Raw genomic sequence first — 24,816 nt, forward strand, 5'->3', positions numbered from 1 at the left:
TGTGGGCGATTAGCTCAGTTGGGAGAGCACCTGCCTTACAAGCAGGGGGTCACTGGTTCAAGCCCGGTATCGCCCACCACCTTAAAAGAAAAGCGAGTCTTCGGACTCGCTTTTTTTGTTTCTCCGTTTTGAAGTCAATCCACACCTGCCCCCATTAAAAATCATCTGGCGATCTGCACTCTTCGTACTAGGTTTATACCAAGAGCATAGGAGAGTGACGATGGCCGATATTTCTCAATCAGCCTCCAGGAGCAGCATTGCGGAGTACCTGCGTCATGTTCAGGGGCTAGATTCCACGTCCGCCGATCGGGAAGCCGGCGTGATTATCGACAACTTCGAGCGAATGAAGGCGATGGGGTACATCAAAGGGTGGTGTTTCGATGAAGGGGGGCACCTGGATCTGATCCCCACCGATGAGATTGCCCACCTTCTAGGAGAAGAGCAATAGGCTCCTCCCTGCAAGGAATGCGCGAACGATCAGGGGGGCAGCCACAGTGCTTGCCCCCCAAGGGCCGGTTGTTTACTGATAGCCCACAACCGTTGCTATCACCATCACCAGGGTGGCCATTGCCATCATCATCAGGGTGAAGCGCCAGATAAAGCCGACCCACAGCGGCCACTCCAATCTGGCCACACCCAGGCACCCCACCAGGCTGGCAGAGGTTGGAATGATGATGTTGGTCAGGCCATCCCCCAACTGAAATGCCAATACTGCCACCTGGCGAGTCACCTGCAGCATATCGGCAAGAGGCGCCATCAATGGCATGGTCAAGGCTGCCTGACCACTTCCAGAAGAGACCAGTACGTTGAACAGCGACTGGAACCAGAACATCACCACGGCGGCAGCTTGAGTGCCCAGCCCTTCGAAGGCGTTGCCTGCGCTGTACAGCAACGAGTTCAGGATCGAGGGCTGTGCCGGGTTATCCCCCCCAAGGAGCAGGATGATGCCTTTCGCCAGGGCCACCACCAGAATCGCCGGCATCAGGATGGCGGCGCCATGGGTAAACTGGTCACCCAGTTGATTGAGGGAGGTAAAACGGCCACCTAGGCGCGCCATGATGCCGATGATCAGGCCGATCACCATGAACTGGGCGGCGATCTGCGGGATGTAGTACCCCTTGGTGATGACCCCCCAGGTGACCCAGACCAGGCCCAGCACCAGAGCCAGAATGATCCCCTTATCCAGATTGTCCATGGACTCGGCCTGGTTGCCTTGATCACTTCGATCACGCCAATACTGATCTGATGAGTAGCTGGGAGACAGCTCGGGCTGACGGCGGATACGGCGACCATAGCGGTAGAGATAGAGCATGCCAGCAAGGGTAAAGAGTGACCAGATCGCCATTCGCAGTGGGGCACCAGAGAGCACGGGCACTCCGGCGATCCCCTGGGCAATGGCCACACTGAACGGATTCATCCAGCTGGTGCCGAAACCCACCTGAGTCGCCACATAGGAGCAACACACCGCGGATAGACTGTCGTAGCCCAGGCGCACCATCATAGGCACCAGGATGACGCAGAAGGCCACCGCCTCCTCCCCCATGCCAAAGATGGCGCCCCCCAGGGAGAAGAGCAGAAACAGAATCGGGGGCATCAAATCCTGATAGCGCGCCGAGCGGTGGATCATGGAGACGATGGCCCTGTCCATGGCGCCTGTGGCCATGATGATGCCAAAGGCCCCGCCGATCACCAGCAGGAAGGCAATGATGCCGATGGCGCTGCCCCATTTGGAGCCGGAGACCAGGCCTTCAAAGAGTACGTTGGTCAGGCCGGAGCCCCCCTCTTCGGAGAACCAGGGCATGGCCAGGGGCTCCTCAGCGTAACGGAAACTGCCCTCCACCAACAGGGTACGATCACCCACCTGGTGAACATCAAACATCCCGGCCGGCACCACCAGGGTGGCCAACCAGGCAAGGATCGCGAGGAAACTGAGCAAGACCAGAGCATTGGGCACTCTGGCAGCGAGGGGGCGGGACATGACTTCTCCTACTGGTTATTTTTCTCTGCCCGAGGTCTACCCGAGCTCAGGCGGCCACTACCTTATCCTGTGACCGGCGCCAAGTCAGGCCCGATAGAGAAATTTGCGGCCATGGCTTTACAGATGGGTGAATCACCCTCAATATATAAATCATTAGCTTTACATAATGGATGAGAGATGGACGCTCGCCCCTACTACACCTTTGGCATCACCCTGCTGATCACCTTGATCAGCGTGAGTGGCATCGCCCTGCCCTACCCGATCCTGGCTCCCCTGTTCCTGGACCTGGGGCACCCGGTCGGACAGTTCCTGGGGCTGCCGCCCAAGTTGCTTCTGGGCGGGGCTCTGGCCATCTACCCTGTGGGTATTCTCATCGGTGGGAACTACATCGGTGCCTGGTCCGACAGGGCGGGGCGCAAACGGGTACTGGCCTGGACTATGCTGGGGGCCGCATTGAGTTACGGCCTGACCGCCTGGTCCATCAGCCTGGGCAGCTTTTCCCTGTTCGCCCTGAGTCGATTGCTCACCGGGCTGTTTGAGGGCAATCTGTCGGTGGCACGGGCCATTGCGGCAGACCTGCACCCCAGAATCGACCGCACCCGCGCCTTTTCTTATCTGAGTGCCATGGGCTATGCCGGCTATCTGGTGGGGCCCCTGGTGGGCGGCATGTTGCTGCCCCTGGGCGCCAGCCTGGCGTTCTGGGTCGCAGCCCTGGCCTGCGCAGCGGCGCTGGGGCTGATACTGATTGCCCTGCCGGCGGACAACCCCAAAGGGATAAAGCCGGGACAGGGCAGCAGCCTTAGCCTGTTGACCCAACCCAAGTACCGCAGTTTCTTTGGCTGCTATCTGCTGCTGATGTTGGGGCTCAATGGCTTCTACGAGTTCTACCCGGTGTGGCTGGTGGAGTACCTGTCCTTCGACAGTCAGCAGATCGCCTGGGCCACGGTACTGCTTACCAGTGCGATGATCGCCACGGCGACTCTGGCGACCATGAAGGTCAAGCGCATGTTGGGGCTGGTGCCCTCGGCTCTGGTGGGTATGGTGCTGTTCGCCCTGGCCATCGCCAGCTTCCCCTACGGTTCAGGCCACTACATCACCAGTTTCGTGGCCGCAGGCGCAGGCATCGCCCTATTCAATGCCATGGTGCCCAGTTACCTGTCCGAGCAGGCACAGGGCAGCGACGGCCAGGGGCAGTTGATGGGGCTGCTGACCACGGTGTTCTGCCTGGGCAACGTGGTGATCGCCATCCTGGGCGCCCTGCTGGCCCTGGTCGACACCCGACTGGTGCTGATGCTCAGCGCCCTGCTGGGCATCCTGGCGGCCCTTCAGTTCCATCGTCTGAGTCGCCATGGCCTGGCAGGGGAAACCGCCGAGATTAATCCTCCAGATAGCGGCGACGCAAATGGGTCAGCAGGGGCTCGGCACTAAGCGGGCTGCCGCTGATGTCCAGAGCCGCCTGGTTCAGATCCTGGCTGCCACCTCGGTGCCAGATTGTCTGTGACAGCTGATCACACACCCAGAGGTGACGTTCCGGCACCGGCTGCTGCCAGCCAGTCTGCTGCCTTAGCCCTTCAAACTGCTGTGCCGCCAGCATGGCCCCCAGGGCATAACTGGGGAAGTAACCAAATTCGGCGAAGCACCAGTGAATATCCTGCAGGCACCCCTCTCTGTCGTTAGACGGTGTCACCCCAAGCAACTGTTCCATTCCCCGGTTCCAGGCATCCGGCAGATCATTCAGGGGAAGGTCCCCGGACAGAAGTGCCTGCTCCAGGCGCAGCCTCAGCAGGATATGGGCAGGATAGGTCACCTCATCCGCCTCCACCCGGATCAAGCTAGGAGTCACCCTGTGCACATGAGCCTGAAGATTGGCCGCACTCAACCCGGCGTGGCTTCCCCACTCCTGTTGCAGCCGCTGTGACAGCCACTTCAGAAATTCAGGTTCCCGGGCCAATTGCATCTCAAACGCCAGAGCCTGGGCTTCATGCAGCCCGGCGGACTGGACTCTGGCCATGGGGGTCTGGTGCCACCTGCTGTCGATCCCCTGTTCAAATCTGGCATGACCCACTTCATGGATCATCGAGTAGAAACCGGAGAGCAGGTTGTCCCTGTCGTATCTGGAGGTGATGCGAATGTCCCCCGGCACCCCGGCAGTAAAGGGGTGGGTACTGACATCGATGCGCCCAGCGTCAGGATCAAACCCCAACTGATGCGCCAGGCGCTCGGCCACCCGCTTCTGCTCCTCCACGCCGATGCGGGGCAGAGGCTCGGCAGTGCGCTGTGCGCTGCGGGCACTGGCTTGCTGAATCAGCTCAGGCAACTGCGCCTCGACAGGGGCGAACAGGGCATTGAGCCCGTCCAGGCTCAGGTCGGGTTCAAATTTCTTCAACAACGCCTGATAAAGTGGCTCGCCGGGCTCGGCTCGCCTGACGCCCTCCTCCTTGAGCAGCGTCAACAAAGGCGTAAAGGCGTCGGCAAAGTAGGAAAAATGGTTCTCCTCCCTGGCCCGTCGCCAAGCGGTTTCACAGGCCACCGACAGGGTGACCTTGCGACGGACGAAGGCCTCATCCAACAGAGTTGCCTCCTTGTGACGCCGGGACATCAGGGTCAGCATTCTCCGCTGCTCAGCGGTGTCACTGGGTGCCTGCGCCAGGGCCTCGGCGACCCAGGACTGATTGAGACGACGATGAATCTCGGAATGGAGCTCCGCCATCGCCTCCCCTCTCGCGGCCTGGCCTGCCTCGCTGCAGAGGGTTGCCTGATCCCATTCCATCAGGGCGAGAGCGTGCTCCAGCCGACAGATCCCGGTAAATAGTTGCGTCAAGTCACTCGAGCTTTGTGTCATGGATCCATCCTTGCTAATTGCGCTTAAAAATTCGTTAGGTAATAGCGCATTTGTTTGGCATAGTAATAAATCAATTATATTAATTCTTAAAAAAAGAAAGAATCCGTTATGGACCTCCGTCAACTACGCAACTTCGTCACTGTCGCCGAGCAAAGCAGTTTCACCCGGGCCGCACGCATCCTGGGCGTGGCTCAACCTGCGGTGAGTACCGCCATCAAGAAGCTGGAAACTGAGCTGGGCCTGGTGCTGCTGCACCGTCAGGACAAGCGCGTCCAGTTGACCGCCGAGGGGCAGGAACTGCTGCCCCACGCCAAGGAGATCCTCTCCCGGGTCGAACTGGCCGAGTCCGCCATGACCCGACTGCAACAACTGGGTCGCGGCGAGGTGAAGATCGCCCTGCCGGGCATGATCGGTTCCTACTACTTCCCTGCGCTGCTGATGGCTTTCCACCACAGGTATCCCGAGCTCAAGCTCTCCCTGATAGAGGCTGGTACCCGCGAAATTCAGTCGATGATTGAACGGGACGAGATTGACATCGGCATTGTTATCGACGGAGATACCCAGCCTACCCTGGAAACCATCCCTCTGACCAAGGAGGAGATGATTGTTGCCTGTGCCCTGGACCACCCCCTGGCGGAGCAGGAGTCGGTCAAGTTTGATGAGTTCCTCGAACATGAACTGGTGATGTTCAAACGCGGCTACTACCACAGGGAGCGGATGGACCAGATGGCCAAGGCCCACAACAAGGAACCGCAACTGGCCTTTGAAACCAACCTGATTGAGCTGATTCGCTCCATTGTCCGTCAGGGCTTCGCCATCACCACGGTGCTGAAGATGGTGGTGGACAACGATCCGCAGATCAAGGCGGTCTCCTTTGCCGAGCCACTGTTTATGGATCTGCATGTGGCCTGGAAACGGGGCCGCGCCCTGACCCAGGCAGACCGTACCTTCCTGGACTTCCTGCTGGAACAGCGGGACAGCGCCAAGTCGATTTAGATCTAATCTAACTGTTTTCTATATAAAAAAGGCCGGTGCATACCGGCCTTTCTTTTGTCAACAGCCCAGGCACTCGATAACCAGCCTAACTGATGATCTAGGTGACTGCATCCGGCTGGTTTTCCGGCGCCGCCTGAACGAAGGGGCTCAACTCCCGGCAGCGGTGAACAATGCCGTTGATGAGCGGGTACTCCGCCATGGGCAACTGGAAGCGTTCGGCATTGTAGACCTGGGGGACCAGACACAGGTCCGCCATGGTGACCTGATCTCCCACACAATAGAGCCCGGCACTCTGCTCAAGTTGCAGCTCAAACCCGGCAAAGGCGGTCTTGAGCCAGTGGTGGTACCACGCCATCTTCTGCTGATCCGTCACCCCCAACTCAGCGGTGAGGTACTTAAGGACCCTCAGGTTGTTCAGGGGGTGGCAGTCGATGGCCAGGTTCTGAGCCAGTGCACGGGCACGGGCACGTCGCGTGGGTTCATCGGGCAGCAGCGAAGGTTCAGGATAGGCTTCATCCAGATACTCGATGATCGCCAGAGACTGATTGAGAATCAGGTCCCCATCCTGGAGGGTGGGCACCAGATGGTTAGGGTTGAGCACACCATAGCAGGGCTGAAGCTGCTCTCCGCCGTTGTTGACCAGGTTGACCGAGATGTTCTCGTACTCCAGCCCTTTCAGGGCGCAGGCGATCCGAACCCGGTAGGCCGCGCTGGATCGCCAGTATCCGTACAATTTGAGCATCGGCAACGGGGACTCCCTAAGACTCTTCCAGTCTTTGTTCTATAGCACCAAATATGGAATTGTGCTGAGAATCAAGCATTTCAATTCTGACGATATCACCAAATTGCATAAATGGTGTCACCGGCTTGCCCTGGTCGATGATCTCCAGCATCCGCTTCTCGGCGAGACAGGAGGAGCCGGCACTGCGATCGTAGTTGGACACAGTCCCTGAACCGATGATGGTGCCGCTGCCCAGGGGACGACTCTTGGCGGCGTGAGCCACCAGGGTGGGGAAATTAAAGGTCATGTCTACACCGGCGTCGGGGCGGCCGAAGCACTCTCCGTTGAGGTGAGTCACAAGGGGCAGGTTGACCTTGCCGTCCGTCCAGTGCTCTCCCAGCTCATCCGGGGTGACAGCCACCGGCGAAAAGGCGCTGGAGGGCTTGGACTGATAGAAGCCAAACCCCTTGGCCAGTTCACCGGGGATCAGGTTACGCAGAGACACATCGTTAACCAGCATCAGCAATTTGATGTGGTCCATGGCCCCCTGAGGGCTGATGCCCATGGGGACATCGTCGGTGATCACCGCAATCTCCGACTCGAAATCCACCCCCCAGTCGGTGGTGGGCATGCGGATCGGCTCATAGGGCGCCAGGAAGGTGTCCGACCCCCCCTGGTAGATCAGGGGATCGGTCCAGAAGGATTCGGGCATCTCGGCGCCCCGCGCCTTACGCACCAATTCCACATGGTTCACATAGGCACTGCCGTCGGCCCAGTGAAAGGCCCTTGGCAAGGGAGAGTGACACGCCTGCTGCTCGAAGGGGATGGCATCGCCCAGGGCACCGTCATTGAGCATCTGGTAACGGGCCTGCAGCAGAGGCCTGGCCACGCTCCAGTTGTCCAGGGCAGCCTGCAGGGTGGGCGCGATCTCCACGGCGGAGACGGCCCGGGTCAGATCCCGGCTGACCAGCATCAACTCGCCATCGCGGCTGCCGTTGTTCAGGGTGGCTAATTTCATCTGTTGTTCCTTATTCGGTCACCTGCCAGCTGTTGGCATAGTCGGGGTTTTCCAGGGCCTGGGCCTGCTCAGACAGTTCCAGGGGATCCCTGGTGTCCACCATCACCGCCACCTCGTCGGTAAACTTCTTGGCATAGGCCTGGCCGGCGGCAAAGGCCTTGGGGTGTGGACCATGGGTGAAGCCACAGGGGTGGAAGGTGACCATGCCCGCCTCGATGTTGTCCCGGCTGAAGAAATCTCCGGCGTGATAGAAGAGCACCTCATCGTAGTCATCGTTGTTGTGATAGAAGGGTACCTTGAGAGCGCCAGGATCACTCTCGATGGGCCGGGGCACAAAGGTGCACACCACGAACCGACTGGCCACAAAGGTGGTGTGGGCCGAGGGGGGAAGGTGGTACCTGTGACTCATCAGGGGACGAATGTCCCGCCAGTTGATGCGCACCGGCGCCAGGTCACCATGCCAGCCTATGGCATCCAGGGGGTTGAAGGGGTAACTGACCGCAGAGAACGCCCCCAGGCGTTTGATGTTGACCCGCCAGGGCGTTTCATTCTGCTGTGCCAAGAAACGGTCATTGATCTGGGGCAGATCCAGCATCGCCTGGTCGAAGATGGCATGGGGTCCTACCAGCCCCTTATCGGGGAGCTGGAAGCTGTCACCTGTGGCTTCAATCATCAGAAGCTGCAGAGGCTCAATCACCTCCAGGCGCCACATGGTGGAGCGGGGCATCATCAGATAGTCCCCGGTTTCCAGGGTCATGTGGCCGTAGTCGCAGTAGAGTTCGGCGCGACCGGCATGGACAAACATCAGCTCATCGCCGTCGGCATTGCGCATCAGTTCGGTCATGTCGGAGTCCAGATGCCACAGACGCATCTGGCAATGGTTGTTGTGCAGGAACGCCGGTACCTGCCAGGGGACAGGCGCACGCTCTGGCTGGCGGTTCAGATCCAGGGCTCTGGGGCGCAGGGGCCCCTGCCACTCGCTCCAGCCCGTGGGCGGGTGGCGGTGATGGAAGTGAGCCGCGGGCCCGAAAAACCCGGCCCGGCCCGCTTCACGCTCATAGATCGCCTCCTCGGGCAGATCCGCATGGGCCTGACGGGAGACGGTTCCCTCCTTGTGGGGGAAACTGATCCACTTTCTCATGGAGACCTCCTTGGCAAAATCTCAGATCCCGGGACGCGTCGGTCAACGCGTCCCAGCCACTTGCATCAGATGACGCCGCGGCGGATCTGATCCTCCTCGATGGACTCGAACAGGGCCTTGAAGTTGCCCTCACCGAAGCCCTCGTTACCCTTGCGCTGAATGATCTCGAAGAACACAGGGCCAATGACGGTCTGAGTAAAGATCTGCAGCAGGATGCCATCTTTCATCGGCGCGCCGTCGATGAGAATGCGCAGGTCACGCAGACGGTCCACGTCTTCGCCATGGCCTTCCACCCGGTCGTTGACCTTCTCATAGTAGGTGTCCGGAGTGGGCATAAAGTCCATGCCACCGGCACGCAGATCGGCCACGGTCTGGTAGATGTCCTCGGTGGTCAGGGCGATGTGCTGAATCCCCTCCCCTTTGTACTCCCTCAGGTACTCCTCAATCTGCGACTTGTCATCGGAGGATTCGTTGATGGGGATGCGGATCTTGCCACAGGGACCGGTCATGGCCCGGCTCACCAGACCCGTGAGCTTGCCTTCGATGTCGAAGTAACGGATCTCACGGAAGTTGCCGATGCGCTCGTAGAAGCCGGCCCACTTGTTCATGTTGCCCTGAAACACATTGTGAGTCAGATGATCGATCTCGATAAGCCCTTTGTCATTGGCGGCCAGGGTCTGTTGCCAGTCAGGATAGAACTGGAAATCCACGTCGTAGATGCTCTGGTCACCGTAGCGGTCGACAAAGTAGAGGGTGGAGTCACCGATGCCGTGCACCGCCGGGATGTTCAGCTCCATGGGACCGATGTTGCCTTCGAAACGCTCGGCACCGTTGGCCAGGGCATGGTCCATAGCCTTGCCGGCATCCTGCACCCGCCAGGCCATGCCACAGACGGAGGGGCCGTGGGCGGCGGCAAACTCGGCGGACTGGCTGTGGGGCTGGGCGTTGATGATGAAGTTGATGTCCCCCTGGCGGTAGAGCCAGGCCTCCTTACTGCGGTGCTTGGCGATCTCAGTGAACCCCAGCAGGGCAAACAGTTGCTTGAGCTTGCCAATACCCTCGGCGTTGGGGGCGGTGTACTCCACAAACTCGAAGCCATCGGTCCCCAGAGGGTTGTAATCCATAGAGGTCATTTTCTTCTCCCTTGTTGATCGCTATTGGCCGTCCTTCTGATTCGGGTGAGACGGTCCATGGTGGACGGCAACGAATTGCCGACACGCTGGTAACCAAACGCTAACAAAGGATGGCAGGACGTGACAGAGATCACAGGAAAGAGAGGGGGAGGAGAAGATGTCACCCCTGGTTTACAGGGGTGACATAGCAGTATTAAATCAATTACTTACGCTTCTTGCCTATGCCGTATTCCCGCAGCTTGTTGGCGATGGCTGTGTGGGACACCCCCAGCTTCTTGGCCAACTGACGGGTACTGGGATAGGCTGGATAGAGCCGCCTGAGCAGGCTGGACTCAAACTGCTTGACCGCTTGCTCCAGGGTGCCTTCGAACTCCTGATCGAAGTAGCCAAAGCCTTCGGTCCAGGCGGGCAGGCGCAGATCGTCGGAGCCGATCTCTCCCATGCCCTCGGCCATTGAGACCGCCCGGAACAGGGCGTTCTTGAGCTGGCGCACGTTGCCCGGCCAGGCGTAGTGGCGAATGAATTCGCGGCACTCACCGGAGAGCTGACGGGAAGGGCTGCCCAACTGCTGGCTGTAGTGTTCCAGGAACAGTTCTGCCAGGGGAACGATGTCCGCCTGGCGCTCCCTCAGAGGCGGCAGCATCAGGTTGAGCACATTGATGCGGTAGTAGAGGTCTTCACGAAACTTGCCCTGTTGACAGAGATCGGAGAGATCCTTCTGACTGGCACAGATGATGCGCACATCCACGGCGATCTCCTCGTCGTCCCCGACCCGACGGAAACGGCCATCCTGAATGAACCGCAGCAGCTTCACCTGCAGTTGGGCAGACATATCCGCCACCTCATCCAGGAAGATGGTGCCGCCGTTGGCCTGCTCGATCACCCCCTTCTTGATGGGCTGACCCGGCGCGGACGCCAGGCCGAACAGCTCGCTCTCCGCCACTGCATCGGGCAGGGAAGCGCAGTTGATCACGACGAAGGACTTTTCCGCCCTCAGGCTGGCGTCGTGACAGGCACGGGCCATCAGCTCTTTGCCGGTACCGGTCTCGCCACTGATCAGCAGGGGAGCCTCCAACTGGGCCATTCGTCTGGCCTGCTCCAGCAACGCCTTCATCTTATCGCTCTGGGCCAGTACGGTATCGAAACCTGTCACCTGCTGCTGCAGGGCGTTGAACTGCTTGCCTACCCGGGAGGGGGACTTGAGCAACACCACGGCACCGGCCAGGGAGGTTCCTTCGGAGCCGGCCTCGGGCAGGTGGATGGGGAACATCTCCGCCAGATAGTCACTGCCTTGGACCTGTACGCGACTGGCCTGAGGAAGCACCTCCTCGGACTGCAGCCAGCGCTGGAAACCGAACCCCTGAACCCAGTTGCTGAGCAACTGCCCCTCCACCTCTTCGCGGTCACTGCCGAGGATCGCCACCGCAGAGTCGTTGGCCATGGTGACCTTCAGTTTTGTGTCGATGGAGAGCACCGCGTCGGGCAGAGTGCTGAGCAGGGTTTCCAGAGCATAATGCTCGCGCTCGGAAGGCATGAAGGGAACGGTGCGGACATCCTTTACCGCGTCAATTTTACGCAGGATAGGCAGCAGTACGGCGAGTTCATCGAAGCTCAAATCCGGCAACTGCAGATAGATGTAGCCCTGACTCTCAGCATCGATGGCATTGACGTTTATCTGGTGCTGCTCCAGCACTTCCAGAATCGCCCTGGCCAACCCGATGCGGTCGTCACAACTCACTTCCAGGCGCATAAAAGGTCCTAAATTGCTGTTCGATAAAGGCTCATGATACCTCTATTCGTCAGAGCGCACTACGCTGTCAGTAATTGTTTACAATTTATTGGGCATTTTTTGAGCAGAGCTCGGAGCTGTTGGCATCCATTTTGACCTTGCCTGCTGAGAATCCAGCCATGAAAAAGGGCACCTCCTGGTGCCCCCTGAACTGTGGACCTGGGCTCAGTCCAGAAGCTGGTCGGTTTTGGCCGCCATGATGAAATCGTTTTTGTGCAGGCCATTGATGGCGTGGGTCCACCAGGTGACGGTCACCTTGCCCCACTCCAGCAGGATACCGGGGTGGTGGAACTCCGCCTCCGCCAGCTCCGCCACCTTATTGGAGAAGGCCCAGGCCAGCTTGAAGTTCTTGAACTTATAGACCCGCTCCAGCTGCATGACCCCGTCATGCACCGGCGTGGACCAGTCGGGGATCTCCCGCATCAGCTGCGCCAGCTCTTCATCGGATACGGTGGGCGCACCGGCCTGGCAGGCTTCGCATTTCATTTGTGACAATTCAGACATTAGCTTTTCCCTTTAGGGCCTGTAGCCCTTAGCTTACTTTTTGTTTTGGCGGAAATTTAGGCTCGTGCAGCCCCAACTCCTGGGCCTGCTTGACCAGGGACATGAGATCCAGTTCGGCGATGTCGAACAGGTCGTCCAGGTGATTCAGTACATAGTAGATGGGCTGCATGATGTCGATGCGGTAGGGAGTGCGCAGGGCATCCAGCACCGACATGCCCACCCGCTCAGGCTCGTCCGAGAGGGCATAACGGGTCTCACCCGGGGAGGAAAGGATGCCGCCGCCATAGATGCGCAGCCCCTGCTCGGTCTGCACCAGACCAAACTCCACAGTAAACCAGTAGAGCCTGGCCAGAAAGACCCTCTCCTTGGGCGAGGCGGCCAGCCCCAGCTTGCCATAGGTGTGGGTGAAGTGGGCAAACGCCGGGTTGGTCAGCAGCGGGCAATGGCCGAAGATCTCGTGGAAGATGTCCGGCTCCTGCAGGTAGTCAAACTCCTCCCGGCTGCGAATAAAGGTGGCCACGGGAAACTGCTTGTCCGCCAGCAGCTCGAAGAAATGCTGGAAGGAGATCAGCGCCGGCACCTGAGCGGTACGCCAACCGGTGGCCTGCTCCAGTACGGCGTCCACTTCCGCCAGCTGGGGGATGCGATCCGTCGGAAGGTTCAGCTTGCGCAGCCCCTCCAGATACTGGTCACAGGCACGCCCTGGCAGCCAGGTCATCTGGCGGGCCAGCAGCTCGCTCCAGATCCGGTTCTCTTCCTCGCTGTAGTGAATGATGCCCTGCTCATCCGGTTGACGGGCAACATAGCTGGTGCCTTTCATAGGGCCTCCTCCAGGGTGCTGCTCTGGCTCAGGGGCGCCAGGGCCTGGCGCAGGTCAGTCAGCAGGTCCTCGGCGTTTTCCAGTCCGGCAGAGAGGCGAATCAGGGTATCGCTGATCCCGGCCTTTTCCCTGTCCTCCACGTCATAGGTGGCGTGGGTCATGGAAGCGGGATGCTGCACCAGGGATTCCGCGTCCCCGAGGCTGACGGCGATGTTGAACAGCTTAAGGCGATTCACAAACGCCACCGCCGCATCGAAGTCCGCGTTCAGCTCCAGCGCCAGAACGCCTCCGGCCCCTCCCATCTGGCTGCCCAGCAGGTGGTAGCCCGGATGCGTCTTGAGCCCAGGGTAGTAGACCCGGGTCACCGCGGGGTGCCCCTCCAAAAACTCCGCCAGAGTCTGGGCATTGAGGCAGTGGCGCTCCATCCTCAGTGCCAGGGTTTTCATGCCCCGGAGGATCAGCCAGGCGTCGTGGGGGGACAACACACCACCAATGTCCTTAAGGCTGCGGTGACGCATCAGCTCCAGCGATTCACCGTCGGCGCACACCACCCCGGCAATGACGTCGCCATGGCCGTTGAGATACTTGGTGGCGCTGTGCAGCACGATGTCGATGCCCAGGCTCTTGGGCCGCTGCAGCAACGGGGTCATGAAAGTGTTGTCCACCACCGAGGTGAGCCCCCTGCGGCTGGCCAGGCCGGCCACCGCTGCCAGGTCATACACCGCCAGGTGCGGATTGACCGGGGATTCCAGGAACAGCATGCGGGTGTTGGGCCGGATGGCCGCCTCCACCGCCTGCAGGTCGGCGAAATCCACCTGGGTGACCTCGATGCCAAACCGGGGCAACTGCTCACTCACCAGGGAGTGGGTACAGCCGTAGAGGCAGGTGTTGCAGATCAGGTGATCGCCACTGCTGAGCAATCCCAGGAACACGGCGGAGACCGCGGCCATGCCGCTGGCAAAGGCGATGGCCCCCTCGGACTCCTCCAGGTGAGCCATGCGGCGTTCGAACTCCGCCACCGTAGGATTGCCCAGGCGGGTGTAGATGGGCCCGGTCTGCTCCCCGGCGAAGCGGGCAGAACCGGTCTGTACGTCGTCGAACACGAAGGTGGCCGACTGATATAAGGGCGACACCAGACTGCCCTGAGGTTCGCGGAGGTGACCGGCGTGAATCACCGCCGTCTCCGGATGCATCTTTGAAGCCATGTTGCTTAACTCCCCAATACGCACCCCTTAATTGGATTTATGTGTATCAGATTCGTGATCTGGGGCGCACTTTTATAGCCCTACCATAATCCAGCGGCCTCAAGGCAACAGCCTGAAGGAAAAATCCTCTCACGGTTTAATGTAAATTATTTGTTACGATCGGCGGTTTCCCGGGCCCGTTTCAGGGCTCCGGCGGACCACCGGGTGAGTTCGCCCAGCAACCTGCCCTGCACCTTGAGCAACTTGGGTCTGGGGGAGATCAGCGGCAGGGGCCGGCAAAGGGCCTGGGCCTGATAGCCCAGGCGGGCGGTCAGCATGCCTGCCCCCAATCCCTGGGCGACCCGGGCGGACAGCTTACCGGTCAGCTCGGCGGTGAGCAGTTGCCCCCCCAGATCCAACACCAGTTCGCTGCCGCCGGCATAGATCAGATTCACCAGCATCTGCCGCACCAGGGAGAGGCGGCCAAGGTAGCCGGGCTCGACCCCATAGAGCCTGGAGAGCTCATCGAGCATCTTCTGGTTGCGCCACAACATCAGCGCCATGTCCAATACCGCCAAGGGACTGGCCGCCAACATCACCGAGGCCTGGGCGGAATAGCGATAGATGATGGTCTCCGCCTGTTCATCCAGGGGCGCCACCAGGGTGGTGTTGGCCAGTTGCAGCAGTTCCGCATCGCTGTGGTGAGGCTGCTGGCAACGTTCAAACTCCGGCCAGCGCTGCGTCGCACCGGGCAACTCCTGCTTCAGCCCCTCCAGCAGAGGCATGGCCGCCCCCATCTGCTCGCTGCTGACCAGGGGATTCAGCTCCTCTCTCAGGCTTTGGCGCGTCTTGAGGTGGCGCAATCGGGACAGCTCCCTGACACTCAGGGTCAACAAGCCTCCCAGGGCCAGGGCAAAGAACAGCGCATAGAGACCGAACAGCCAGGGGCTCTGCGCCCAGGCCCGAACCAGGGTGAAGCCACTCTCGACCAATATCAGCGCGGCGCCGCTGGCCAACACTGCCCTGCCCCACCAGCCCATACGCCTTTTTGGGGGAAGGACCTCGACGGGCTCCACAGCAGCCTCGGCCTCCTCCATGGGGTGTATCTCGGTCTCCAGCTCGGGGCTGAACTCTTCGGCAGCCTTAATGGGTTTCATCGCATCTTGTCTCCAATGAGAAACTGCAGGGCGTAATCCAGCCTCATGTGGGGCAGCGCATCCTGTCCATCCCATCGAGGCGGACTGAAAGGCTGAAAGCAAAAGCCCTGTTGCTGCCAGAAGCCGTTGCCCGGCAGGGCTGCCGGCACCTCACCGGGAAAGCGAACACTCTTGGTACCGCTCAGATCGGTGCCGGAGATCACCGATACGGTGCGGCCGTCGCGCTCCACCTGACCCTGGCGGGTGGCGTTGATGGCGCTGAGCACCAGGGTCTCCATCTGGGTACCAAAGTACCTGGGCTGGCGCCGGGATGACTTCATCAGGCTGTGCATCAACTGCAGCAGATTGTGGTGCTGATCCACCGTCAGGTGGTCCGCCTTGGTCGCGGCAAACAGCACCCGGTCAATCTTGGGCCGGAACAGCCGGGTGACCACTGAGCCCGGTCCGTAGCGGAAGCTGTGGCTCAGGGCCTGCAGAGTCTGGGCCAGCTGTTCCACCTGGTCCCGCCCCTGATTGAGGGCAGAGAGGCAGTCCACCAGCACCACCTGGCGATCCAACCTGGCAAAATAGTCCCGAAAGAAGGGGGTGACCACCTGATCCCGGTATGCCTGATAGCGTGACACCAGGGTCTGACGCAAGCTCGACTCCTCGCCGAGACTGTTGAGCTTCGCCGGCGGCAGCGGGAACCATTCCAGGACCGGAGCGCCGGCCAACTCGCCTGGCAACAGGGCGCGGCCCGGCTGCAGCAGGCTGGCTCCGCGTTGCTGTTTCAGCAAGAGCAGCAGGCTGGCGTACTCCTGAGCCAATTCGGCGATGTCACTCTCGGTGGCCTCGCTGCTGAGACTGCTGGCACGAGCACACCAAGCCTCGGTCAGCTCTCGCCAGGCGGGCAGCTGCAACTGAGGCCAGATCTGATCGCACCACTGCTCATACTCCTGCTGCATCAGAGGCAGATCCAGCAGCCACTCGCCGGGATAATCGATGATGTCCAGATAGAGGGTGACCGGCCGACCTATCTGCCCCGCCAGCCCCTTGTCCGGCATATAGCGCAGCGCCAGACGAATCTCACTGATGGTGCGGGTCGAAGGGGGCCACAGCGGCTGCGCCTGCCGAAGGCAGGCGATGGCACCATTGTAATCAAAGGGCTGCAGGGTCAGGTCTGGCTGCGGGGCGATACGCCCGCCCAGGTAGCGGCTTTGGGCCATCACCTGCCAGGCGGGCAGTTGATGACTCTCCGCCTGCAGCAACTGATTGACCAAGGCGGTGATAAAGGCGGTTTTTCCCGCCCCGGAGATGCCGGTCACCCCCAGGCGGATGTGGCGGTCCATGCCCCGCTGGGCGACCTCTTCCAGTTGGCTTGTGAGACGTTTTACCCTGTGTTTGATGGCACTCATAGGATCACTGCTTGGTGGGACAGAAGAAGGTTGGGCCCGGTTGCCAAACCGAGCCCGAGAGGTTAGAGATTGTTGATTTCGCGCTTCAGGTGGAACGCATCGGAGGTGACGTGCTTCTCCAGCCGGCGAAGACGCAACTCCAGGTTGCGGAAACGGGTGCTGACCTCCGTCATCGCCTTCTGGGGTGAATCACCGGCCTGCCACACCTTGGTTTTCAACTCAGGCTGGTGCGTCTCCTGACGGGTACTTCCCTTATCCAGTAACACCCAGGCAATGATGTAGAGCAGCAGGGGCAGGCTGAAGATGCCGGTCAGCAGGATGGCGGACAGAGTCACGATACGAACCAGCCACACCTCCAGATTAAAGTGCTCGGCAAGACCGGCACAGACCCCGGCCACCTTGCCCTGCTCCGGCAGTCGAACCAACTGACGTGGTTTATCCTTCATGCTTGGTCCTCCATTCCGGTGATTCCTGGTCCAGCAGCGCTTCCAGAGTCTGAATACGCTCGCTCATCTTGTCCGCCCGGGTCAGCAGCTGGTTCAGCTGCTGATACTCCTCCTCGCTCAACCCCTGAGCCAGTTGCTTCTTGCTCCGGTAGTGCAGGATGAGCCAGATGGGCGCCACAATCAGCAGAAATATAATGAGCGGCGCAATGAGTAAACCCATGATCTCTTCCATTCCGACTCCTCCCTAATCAGTCTTTCTTCTTCTTGAGCTTCTTCTTCATCTGCTCAAGTTCATCATTGATCTTCTCTTCGGCGGCCAGGGCAGCGAACTCATCCTCCAGGGACTTGGGCTGCATCATTTCGTGGGCTTCCACTTCCGCTTCGAGGGTTTCCACGCGACGCTCGTATTGATCGAACTTCATCATGGCTTCGTCAATCTTGCCGGTATCCAGCTGGCGTTTCACGTCCAGGCGGGAGCTGGCAGTCTGCTTGCGCATGATGATGGTCTTCTGACGGGCGCGGGCGTCATTCAGCTTGTCCTGCAGCTGGTTGATCTCCTGCTTCAGACGCTCAATCTGCTCTTCGATGTAGACCAGCTCACGCTTGAGGGTGTCCACCAGCTCGGCGCCTTTCTGCTTCTCCATCAGAGCCGCCTTGGCCAGGTCTTCACGATCCTTGCTCAGGGCCAGCTCCGCCTTGGAGGCCCAATCCTCTACCTGGGCCTCGGCACGCTCGATGCGGCGAATCGCTTCCTTCTTCTCGGCCAGTACTTTGGCGGAGGTGGAGCGTACTTCAACCAGAGTGTCTTCCATCTCCTGAATGATCAGGCGAACCATCTTCTCCGGATCTTCCGCCTTGTCCAGCAGGGCGCTGATGTTGGAGTTTACGATGTCGGCAAACCTTGAAAAAATACCCATAATCTCTTTCCTCTAAAAGTCTGTAATGGCCCTCTTGCCCTTAGTGCTACAGGAAGCGTGCCAACTTTTCACAGACCTTTATACCACTGTTATTAAAGGGAATTTTTAAATCCCTTTATTTTGAGCCTTCCAGTCCCTATTATGAAATCCACTAACAATTAGCCAATCACACTACATCAGGGACCGATGGCCAACTCTCGCAAACAAGACAACCTGATAGGCGAATCCAACGCCTTTCTCAGTATTTTGGACCACGTGTCTCAGGTAGCGCCTCTGGATAAGCCGGTGCTCATCATCGGCGAACGGGGGACAGGCAAAGAGCTGATCGCCAAACGACTGCACTTTCTTTCCAGCCGTTGGGAGCAGCCCTATATCACCCTGAACTGCGCCGCACTTAATGAGAATCTACTTGAAAGTGAACTATTTGGCCATGAGTCAGGCGCTTTTACCGGCGCAGGAAAGCGTCACGAAGGGCGGTTTGAACGGGCCCATAAAGGCAGCCTTTTCCTGGATGAACTGGCCAACACCTCGGGGCTGATCCAGGAAAAACTGCTGCGGGTCATCGAATATGGCGAGTTTGAACGGGTGGGCGGTAGCCGCAGCGTCCGCACCGACGTGCGCCTTATCTGCGCCACCAACGAGGACCTTCCGGACCTGGCGGAGCAGGGCGAGTTTCGTGCCGACCTGCTGGACAGGCTGGCCTTTGACGTCATTACCCTACCGCCACTGAGAGAGCGCACCGAAGATATCCTGCTGTTGGCAGAGCATTTTGCCATCAATATGGCCCGCCAGCTGCACATGTCGATGTTTCCCGGTTTCACCAGCACGGCCAGACAAACCCTGCTGGATTTCCACTGGCCCGGCAACGTTCGCGAGCTGAAGAACGTGGTGGAGCGCAGCGTATACCGTCACAACAATGACACCCTGCCGGTGCACCAGATCATCCTGGATCCCTTCCAGTCCCCCTGGCGGCCAGAGCAGCGGGTTAAGACCCAGGACAGGCAGAGTCCGCCGCCGGTCTCCACCGCCCCTGTTGCCCCGGAGCCGGCGACGCCCGCGGCTCCGCAAAGCAGCGCAACCAATGGCAAACCCGTGCTGCCCCTGGATTTCAAGGAGACGGTGCAGTCATTCGAAGTGGACCTGCTCAAGCAGGCATTGGAGGAGAGCCAGTTCAACCAGAAGCGCACCGCCGAGATGCTGGGACTGAGTTACCATCAGCTGCGGGGTATTTTGAAGAAGTACGACCTGCTGTAGCTGCCTGCTTGCGGACCTTTGCTGGGCCTTCTTCCCCAACCTGTCTGGCGTTGGCGCCGCCAGATGGCCTGGGACCTGCTCATCCCGGGCGGTCCCCGGAAGGGCCTGGATGACGTCGCTCTCAAGGGCAAATTTCACACCGAAAAGAGAAACACCCGCCAGGTCAGGTGACCCTAGTCCCTGGCTTTGATACACTAGCTGGATCCCAGAAACGTCAGTTAACCCAATGACTCACTTTCGTGTTCTCGCGGCGCTGCTGCTGCTCTCCCTCACCCAGGGTTGCAGTCGTACCGATTCCGCCCCCACCCAGGGACTGGTGTACTGCTCCGAGGCCAACCCGGAGCTGTTTAACCCCCAGTTGGTTACCTCCAGCAGTACCCTGGACGCCAGCTCCAAGCAGATCTACAACCGGCTGCTGGGGTTTGATGACGTCAGCGGCAAGCTGATGCCTGAGCTCGCCGAAAGCTGGCAGATCTCTGAAGATGGCCGCCATTACCGTTTCACTCTTCGCCGTGATGTCTGGTTTCAAAGCAACGAACGCTTCACTCCCAATCGCCCCTTTAACGCAGACGATGTGCTGTTCAGCTTCAACAGAATGACCGACAGCGATCACCCCTATCACAGCGTGGGCGGTGGTCAGTACCCCTTCTTTCAGAGCATAGAACTGGCCGAGAACCTGCTGGCGGTCCACCGGCTGGATGACCACCAGGTGGAATTTGAGCTGCGCCAGCCCGATGCCACCTTCCTCACCAACATCGCCACCGACTTCGCCGTCATTCTCTCGGCGGAGTATGGTCAGCAACTCTACCGGGATGGAGAGATGGAGCTGATCGACCATCAGCCCATAGGCACCGGCCCCTTCCAGTTGGTGGAGTATAAGAAAAACCGCTTTGTGCGTTATAAGCGCCACCCCGGCTACTTCCTTGGCCCCGCGGCCATGGAGCAGCTGATCTTCGACATCACCCCCAACGCCACCGGGCGGATGATCAAGCTGATTGGCGGTGATTGTGATGTGGCCGCCCTGCCACAGGTGGGCCAGCTCTCGCTGTTGCAGGAGTACGACGACCTGCAGTTGGAAGCCCAACCCGGCTTCAACGTAGCCTACTGGGCGTTCAATACCCAGAAGCCCCCCTTCGATCAATTGACGGTACGCCGGGCCCTGGCCATGGCGGTAGACCGGCAGAAGATCCTCAAGGCGGTCTACCACAACACCGCCGCCCGGGGCGCCGGCCTTCTGCCCCCCATCTCCTGGGCCTACCAGGAGGGCACCACCGAGCTGCCCTACAACCCCGAACTGGCACGCACCCTGCTAAACCAGGCGGGGCTGGCGGGCATGAGCCTGGAGATCTGGGCACCTCCCATTGGCCGAAGTTACAACCCTAACGCCATCAAGACTGCCGAACTGATTCAGCAGGATCTTGCTGCCATTGGTGTCGAGGTGATCATTAAAAGCTACGACTGGAGCCTGTTTACCACCATGTTGCGTCAGGCAGAGCACGACTCGGTACTCTTGGGCTGGAACGCCGACAACACGGATCCTGATAACTTCTTCACTCCCATCCTGAGCTGCAGCGGCCTGGTCTCCGGCACCAACCACGCTCGCTGGTGCAGCCGCGAGTTTGATGCCCTGCTGCAGCAGGCCAGAAGCAATGAGGATCGGACCATGCGTCGCATCCAGTACCATCAGCTGGAGCAACACCTGGTGCAGCAGGTGCCTCTGCTGCCTCTGGCCCACGCCACCCGAACCCTGGGGCGGATGCGCCACCTGGAGGGGCCCATCCTGACGACCGTAGGCGGCATCCGCTTTGGCCAGGTTAAGAGGGTAAACTGATGCTGAGCTACCTGCTGCGACGTATAAACCTGTTTGTGCTTACCACCCTGATGCTGTTTGCGGTGGTCTACTCGGTCACCCTGGCCCTGCCCGGCGACCAGGTGGCCAACCTGTCCGGTGTGCGCGACCCGAGCATCGCCGAACTGGCTGAAATCAACCATACCTACAAGCTGGAACACGGGCCCATCGTCGGCTATGTGGCCTACGTCAGCACCCGCCTGCGCGGTGACTTCGGCGTCTCCATGGATTCGGGGGAGGCCATCGCCGCACAGCTGCTGCAAGTGCTGCCCGCCACCCTGGAGCTGGGGATGCTCTCCGTTGGGCTGGCCCTGCTTGTCGGCATCCCCATCGGCATGCTGGCCACCCTGAGTCGCAACGCCACGGTACAACGGGTGGTGATGACCCTGACCCTGGTGGGGTTCTCCCTGCCGGTGTTCTGGTTGGGGCTGCTGCAGATCATCACCTTTGGCATCCAGTTTGACTGGCTGCCCGCCTCCGGGCGAATCAATCTGATGTACGACATCCCCGACTTCAGTGGCCTACTGCTGGTGGACATCTTCCTCTCCGACGGCCCCTCGCGGGGGGCCGCCATGGCCGACGCCTGGGCCCACCTGGTGCTGCCGATGTCGGTGGTGATGGTACTGCCCCTGACCATCATCATCCGCATTACCCGCTTTGCCCTGGCGGAAGAGCTGGAGAAGAACTATATCCGCGCCCTGGAAGCCCGGGGGATCTCCAGGTACAAGCTAATCATGAACCATGCCCTGCCCAACGCCCTGTCCTCAGTGCTGCGGGTGCTGGCGCTGCAACTGGGTCCCATCGCCAGTTCCATCATCATCGTGGAGCTGCTGTTCTCCTGGCCGGGCGTGGGTGCCTGGCTGGTGGCGGCCCTGCGCCAGGGGGACTACACCGCTCTGCAGGGAGGGGTATTGACCATCTCCCTGTTCATCGTATTCCTGAGCATCATGTTTGACGTGGCCCACACCACGCTCAACCCCATCAGCCGGAAAGAGATCTATGGGCAACGTTAATATCTACTACGAGGAGAAGATCCCCTCCCTGTGGCAGACCATCTGGGAGAGCTTTACCCGTAACCCCCTGTCACTGATCGGACTGTGGGTGCTGATGCTGATCCTCTCCATGAGCTTGCTGGGCCCCTTCGTCGCCCCCTACTCCGCCTCCTATCAGGACCCCTCTGCCCTGCTGGTGCCCCCCTCCTGGGCCGATGCCGGATCGGTGGAACACTTCCTGGGTACGGACGACCTGGGCCGGGACCTGTTCTCGCGGATTTTGCAGGGGGCCCACCTCACCTTTGGCTATGCCCTGGTGATTGTGCTGCTCTCGCTGGTGTGCGGCTTCCTGATTGGCAGCCTGTCGGGCATGACCAAGGGCCTGAAGGCCAGTGTGCTCTCCCACCTGCTGGACACCCTGCTCTCCATGCCCTCCCTGGTGCTGGCAATTCTCTTTGCCGCCGTCCTGGGACCCGGACTGGACAACGTCATCTGGGCAGTGGGGCTCTCCCTGGTGCCCCGCTTTGTGCGCACCGTGCACAACGCGGTTCACGAAGAGGTGCAGAAAGAGTACGTGGTGGCGGCCCGCCTGGACGGTGCCGGCACCTGGCAGGTGTTCTACGACTCCATCCTGCCCAATGTGTGGAATCCGGTGATCGTGCAGACCACCCTGGCGTTCTCCGTGGCCATCCTGGATATCGCTGCCCTCGGCTTCATCGGCCTGGGAGCACAGTCCCCCTCCCCCGAGTGGGGTGCCATGGTAGAGCAGGGGCTGGACAACCTGCTGACCGCCCCCTGGACGGTGACCATGCCGGGCATGGCAATTCTGTTCAGCGTTCTGGCCACCAATGTGGTGGGTGAGGGGCTGCGCCAGGCCCTGCTGGAGGGCCGCGGCTGATGCATCTGCTCGACATCCGAAACCTCACCATTGAGCTGAACACGCCCCACGGCTGGCTGGTGGCAGTAGAGAAGTTCAGCCTGACCCTGCAGGAGGGTGAAATCCATGGCCTGGTGGGCGAGTCCGGCTCAGGCAAGAGCCTGCTGGCCCAGGCGATCATGGGCATCACCGACAAGCGCACCCGCATCATCGCCGACCGCCTGAGCTGGCGAGGTGAAGATCTGCTGACCATGTCCATCAACAAAAGGCGCAAGCTGATGGGGCGGGAGATCGCCATGATCTTCCAGGAGCCGGGCTCCTGCCTGGATCCCGGCAGTCGCATCGGCGGCCAGTTGATCGAGGCGATGCCGGACTTCGATGAACTGTCGTGGTGGAAGCGCCCCAAGGCGCGCAAGGAGATGGCCATCGACCTGCTGCACCGGGTAGGGGTGAAAGACCACGCCCGGGTGATGCGGGCCTTTCCCTGGGAACTGTCTGAGGGACTGGCGCAGAAGGTGATGATCGCCATGGCGGTGTCCCACCGTCCTAAGCTGCTGATCGCCGATGAGCCCACCACCGGGCTGGAGACGGCAACGGCAGCCCAGATCTACCGCCTGCTGGCCAAGTTGAACCAGACCAAGAGCGTGGCCATCTTGCTGATCAGCCACGACCTCAACTCGGTGGCCCGCTGGAGCCACAACCTGAGTGTGCTCTATTGTGGTCAGATGATGGAATCCGGCTCGGTAAAGGCCCTGATCAAAGGGCCTCGCCACCCCTACACCCAGGCCCTGATCGCCAGTGCCCCCAGTGCCAACATGTCGGTTCTGCCCAAGCGGCAACTGAACACTCTGGAGGGGATGATCCCGCCGCTGCAACACCTGCCCATCGGCTGTCGTCTCGGGCCGCGCTGCCCCCACGCCCGCCGTGAATGCGTGAACCCTCCGCGGATCGCCACCAAGAACGGCCATGCCTTCCGCTGCCACTTTCCGCTGCAGGCGGAGGAGGAGAGAAAATGACCGAGCCCCTGCTGCAGGTGAAGAACCTGTCCAAGAAGTTCCCGGCGGGTTACCGGCGCTTTCGCAAAGTGTACGACACCGCGCTGGAGCCGATCTCCTTCGACCTCTACCCCAAAGAGACGCTGGCCTTCGTCGGGGAAGCGGGCTCCGGCCGTACTACATTGGCCAAAATCCTGGCCGGCGCCGAACAGCGCAGCAGTGGCGAGATCCTGCTCGACGGAGAACATCTGGAGATGATGGATCACAAGCGCCGCTGCAGCCTGATCCGGATGATCTTCCAGGACACCACCACCTCGCTGAACCCACGACAGCGTATAGGCCAGCTGCTGGAGGAGCCACTGAAGTTCAACACCAGCCAGGACAAGGAGGAGCGTCAGCAAACGATCAACCGCATCCTGAAGAAGGTGGGGCTGCTGCGGGAGCACGGTGACTTCTACCCCCATATGATCTCCCACGGTCAACGCCAGAGGGTGGCCATCGCCCGGGCACTGATGCTGGAACCCAAGGTGATCATCTCGGATGAGGCGCTGTCCGGACTGGACTCCTCTCTGAGGGCCCAGTGTGTCAATCTGCTGCTGGAGCTGCAGCAGAAGCTGGGGCTGAGCTACATCCTGATGTCCCACGACCTGGGCCTGGTGCGGCACATGAGCGACCGGGTGATCGTCCTGAAACGGGGCGTGGTGGTGGAGGAGGGGCGCACCACAGAGGTGTTCGCCAACCCACAGCATAAGTACACCCGCAGGCTGCTGGAGGAGCAGATGCTCACTATCGAGCAGCCGGTGTAAGCC

The 24,816-nt window shown here is 60.3% G+C and carries 24 protein-coding genes and 1 tRNA gene; 10 read left to right on the forward strand and 15 right to left on the reverse strand.

Features of this window, described 5'->3' with window-relative positions; translation table 11 throughout:
• Nucleotides 1-3 precede the first annotated feature (3 nt).
• Together G505_RS0116335 and G505_RS0116340 are read left to right on the forward strand one after the other, a co-directional pair.
• Nucleotides 4-79 (forward strand) — tRNA-Val (locus G505_RS0116335).
• 141 nt (nt 80-220) lie between these two features.
• Nucleotides 221-448, forward strand: a complete 228-nt coding sequence (locus G505_RS0116340; RefSeq protein ID WP_028110520.1) for a hypothetical protein — start codon at nt 221-223, stop codon at nt 446-448.
• A gap of 72 nt (nt 449-520) precedes the next feature.
• Here G505_RS0116340 and yfcC read toward each other — a convergent pair whose 3' ends face one another.
• Nucleotides 521-1,978 (reverse strand): putative basic amino acid antiporter YfcC, encoded by a 1,458-nt coding sequence (gene yfcC, locus G505_RS0116345; protein WP_035385508.1) that lies wholly within the window; start codon nt 1,976-1,978, stop codon nt 521-523.
• 177 nt (nt 1,979-2,155) lie between these two features.
• On the opposite strand from yfcC, the gene G505_RS21845 reads away from it, so the two are divergent.
• On the forward strand, nt 2,156-3,406 hold the full coding sequence (locus G505_RS21845) for an MFS transporter (RefSeq protein WP_051216362.1): 1,251 nt from the start codon (nt 2,156-2,158) through the stop codon (nt 3,404-3,406).
• On the opposite strand, the gene G505_RS0116355 is transcribed toward G505_RS21845, so the two are convergent.
• Nucleotides 3,354-4,820: a carboxypeptidase M32 gene (locus tag G505_RS0116355; RefSeq protein ID WP_028110522.1), complete on the reverse strand. Its 1,467-nt coding sequence runs from the start codon at nt 4,818-4,820 to the stop codon at nt 3,354-3,356. The genes G505_RS21845 and G505_RS0116355 overlap by 53 nt on opposite strands.
• Nucleotides 4,821-4,928: 108 nt before the next feature.
• On the opposite strand from G505_RS0116355, the gene G505_RS0116360 reads away from it, so the two are divergent.
• A complete protein-coding gene (locus G505_RS0116360; RefSeq protein WP_028110523.1) occupies nt 4,929-5,816 on the forward strand; it encodes a LysR family transcriptional regulator in 888 nt (295 codons plus the stop codon).
• A 97-nt stretch (nt 5,817-5,913) separates the two neighbouring features.
• Here the strand turns inward: G505_RS0116360 and maiA are convergent, their stop codons facing one another.
• From maiA to pspA, 13 genes are all read right to left on the reverse strand, one after another.
• Nucleotides 5,914-6,558, reverse strand: coding sequence for a maleylacetoacetate isomerase (maiA, locus tag G505_RS0116365; protein WP_028110524.1), 645 nt, complete (start codon nt 6,556-6,558; stop codon nt 5,914-5,916).
• A gap of 16 nt (nt 6,559-6,574) precedes the next feature.
• Nucleotides 6,575-7,555, reverse strand: a complete 981-nt coding sequence (locus G505_RS0116370; RefSeq protein ID WP_028110525.1) for a fumarylacetoacetate hydrolase family protein — start codon at nt 7,553-7,555, stop codon at nt 6,575-6,577.
• Nucleotides 7,556-7,565: 10 nt separating this feature from the next.
• On the reverse strand, nt 7,566-8,696 hold the full coding sequence (locus G505_RS0116375) for a homogentisate 1,2-dioxygenase (protein WP_028110526.1): 1,131 nt from the start codon (nt 8,694-8,696) through the stop codon (nt 7,566-7,568).
• A 65-nt stretch (nt 8,697-8,761) separates the two neighbouring features.
• The gene (gene hppD / locus G505_RS0116380) at nt 8,762-9,829 is read right to left on the reverse strand and encodes a 4-hydroxyphenylpyruvate dioxygenase (protein WP_028110527.1); all 1,068 of its coding nucleotides are present in this window, start codon (nt 9,827-9,829) and stop codon (nt 8,762-8,764) included.
• Between the two features lie 202 nt (nt 9,830-10,031).
• The gene (gene tyrR, locus G505_RS0116385) at nt 10,032-11,579 is read right to left on the reverse strand and encodes a transcriptional regulator TyrR (protein ID WP_028110528.1); all 1,548 of its coding nucleotides are present in this window, start codon (nt 11,577-11,579) and stop codon (nt 10,032-10,034) included.
• 204 nt (nt 11,580-11,783) lie between these two features.
• Entirely contained in the window at nt 11,784-12,122 is a 339-nt protein-coding gene (locus tag G505_RS0116390; RefSeq protein WP_028110529.1) for a 4a-hydroxytetrahydrobiopterin dehydratase, read from the reverse strand.
• A 28-nt stretch (nt 12,123-12,150) separates the two neighbouring features.
• Complete coding sequence (phhA, locus tag G505_RS0116395) at nt 12,151-12,942, reverse strand: phenylalanine 4-monooxygenase (protein WP_028110530.1); 792 nt, start codon at nt 12,940-12,942, stop codon at nt 12,151-12,153.
• A complete protein-coding gene (locus G505_RS0116400) occupies nt 12,939-14,147 on the reverse strand; it encodes a trans-sulfuration enzyme family protein (protein WP_028110531.1) in 1,209 nt (402 codons plus the stop codon). Before G505_RS0116400 ends, phhA begins: the two co-directional genes overlap by 4 nt.
• Before the next feature lie 146 nt (nt 14,148-14,293).
• Nucleotides 14,294-15,283: a YcjF family protein gene (locus G505_RS21850; RefSeq protein WP_169628229.1), complete on the reverse strand. Its 990-nt coding sequence runs from the start codon at nt 15,281-15,283 to the stop codon at nt 14,294-14,296.
• Nucleotides 15,280-16,677: a YcjX family GTP-binding protein gene (locus tag G505_RS0116410; RefSeq protein WP_028110532.1), complete on the reverse strand. Its 1,398-nt coding sequence runs from the start codon at nt 16,675-16,677 to the stop codon at nt 15,280-15,282. Before G505_RS0116410 ends, G505_RS21850 begins: the two co-directional genes overlap by 4 nt.
• Nucleotides 16,678-16,739: 62 nt before the next feature.
• Nucleotides 16,740-17,123 (reverse strand): envelope stress response membrane protein PspC, encoded by a 384-nt coding sequence (gene pspC, locus G505_RS0116415; RefSeq protein WP_028110533.1) that lies wholly within the window; start codon nt 17,121-17,123, stop codon nt 16,740-16,742.
• A complete protein-coding gene (pspB, locus tag G505_RS0116420) occupies nt 17,113-17,343 on the reverse strand; it encodes an envelope stress response membrane protein PspB (protein WP_028110534.1) in 231 nt (76 codons plus the stop codon). The genes pspC and pspB overlap by 11 nt, the downstream gene beginning before the upstream one ends.
• Before the next feature lie 28 nt (nt 17,344-17,371).
• Complete coding sequence (pspA, locus tag G505_RS0116425) at nt 17,372-18,040, reverse strand: phage shock protein PspA (RefSeq protein WP_028110535.1); 669 nt, start codon at nt 18,038-18,040, stop codon at nt 17,372-17,374.
• Between the two features lie 186 nt (nt 18,041-18,226).
• Between pspA and pspF the strand changes: the two genes are divergently transcribed.
• The 6 genes from pspF (at nt 18,227) to G505_RS0116460 (ending at nt 24,813) form a co-directional block, all read left to right on the forward strand.
• Complete coding sequence (gene pspF / locus G505_RS0116430) at nt 18,227-19,294, forward strand: phage shock protein operon transcriptional activator (protein WP_028110536.1); 1,068 nt, start codon at nt 18,227-18,229, stop codon at nt 19,292-19,294.
• A gap of 226 nt (nt 19,295-19,520) precedes the next feature.
• Nucleotides 19,521-21,125 carry an ABC transporter substrate-binding protein gene (locus G505_RS0116440; RefSeq protein ID WP_028110537.1) on the forward strand — a complete coding sequence of 535 codons (1,605 nt, stop codon included), beginning with the start codon at nt 19,521-19,523 and terminating at the stop codon, nt 21,123-21,125.
• Nucleotides 21,125-22,156: an ABC transporter permease subunit gene (locus tag G505_RS0116445; RefSeq protein WP_028110538.1), complete on the forward strand. Its 1,032-nt coding sequence runs from the start codon at nt 21,125-21,127 to the stop codon at nt 22,154-22,156. The genes G505_RS0116440 and G505_RS0116445 overlap by 1 nt, the downstream gene beginning before the upstream one ends.
• Nucleotides 22,143-23,033 (forward strand): ABC transporter permease subunit, encoded by an 891-nt coding sequence (locus tag G505_RS0116450; RefSeq protein WP_028110539.1) that lies wholly within the window; start codon nt 22,143-22,145, stop codon nt 23,031-23,033. The genes G505_RS0116445 and G505_RS0116450 overlap by 14 nt, the downstream gene beginning before the upstream one ends.
• Nucleotides 23,033-24,028 (forward strand): oligopeptide/dipeptide ABC transporter ATP-binding protein, encoded by a 996-nt coding sequence (locus tag G505_RS0116455; RefSeq protein WP_028110540.1) that lies wholly within the window; start codon nt 23,033-23,035, stop codon nt 24,026-24,028. Before G505_RS0116450 ends, G505_RS0116455 begins: the two co-directional genes overlap by 1 nt.
• Complete coding sequence (locus G505_RS0116460) at nt 24,025-24,813, forward strand: ATP-binding cassette domain-containing protein (protein ID WP_028110541.1); 789 nt, start codon at nt 24,025-24,027, stop codon at nt 24,811-24,813. The genes G505_RS0116455 and G505_RS0116460 overlap by 4 nt, the downstream gene beginning before the upstream one ends.
• Nucleotides 24,814-24,816: the final 3 nt, after the last annotated feature.

Source organism: Ferrimonas futtsuensis DSM 18154, from assembly GCF_000422645.1.
Classification (GTDB): Bacteria; Pseudomonadota; Gammaproteobacteria; order Enterobacterales; family Shewanellaceae; genus Ferrimonas; species Ferrimonas futtsuensis.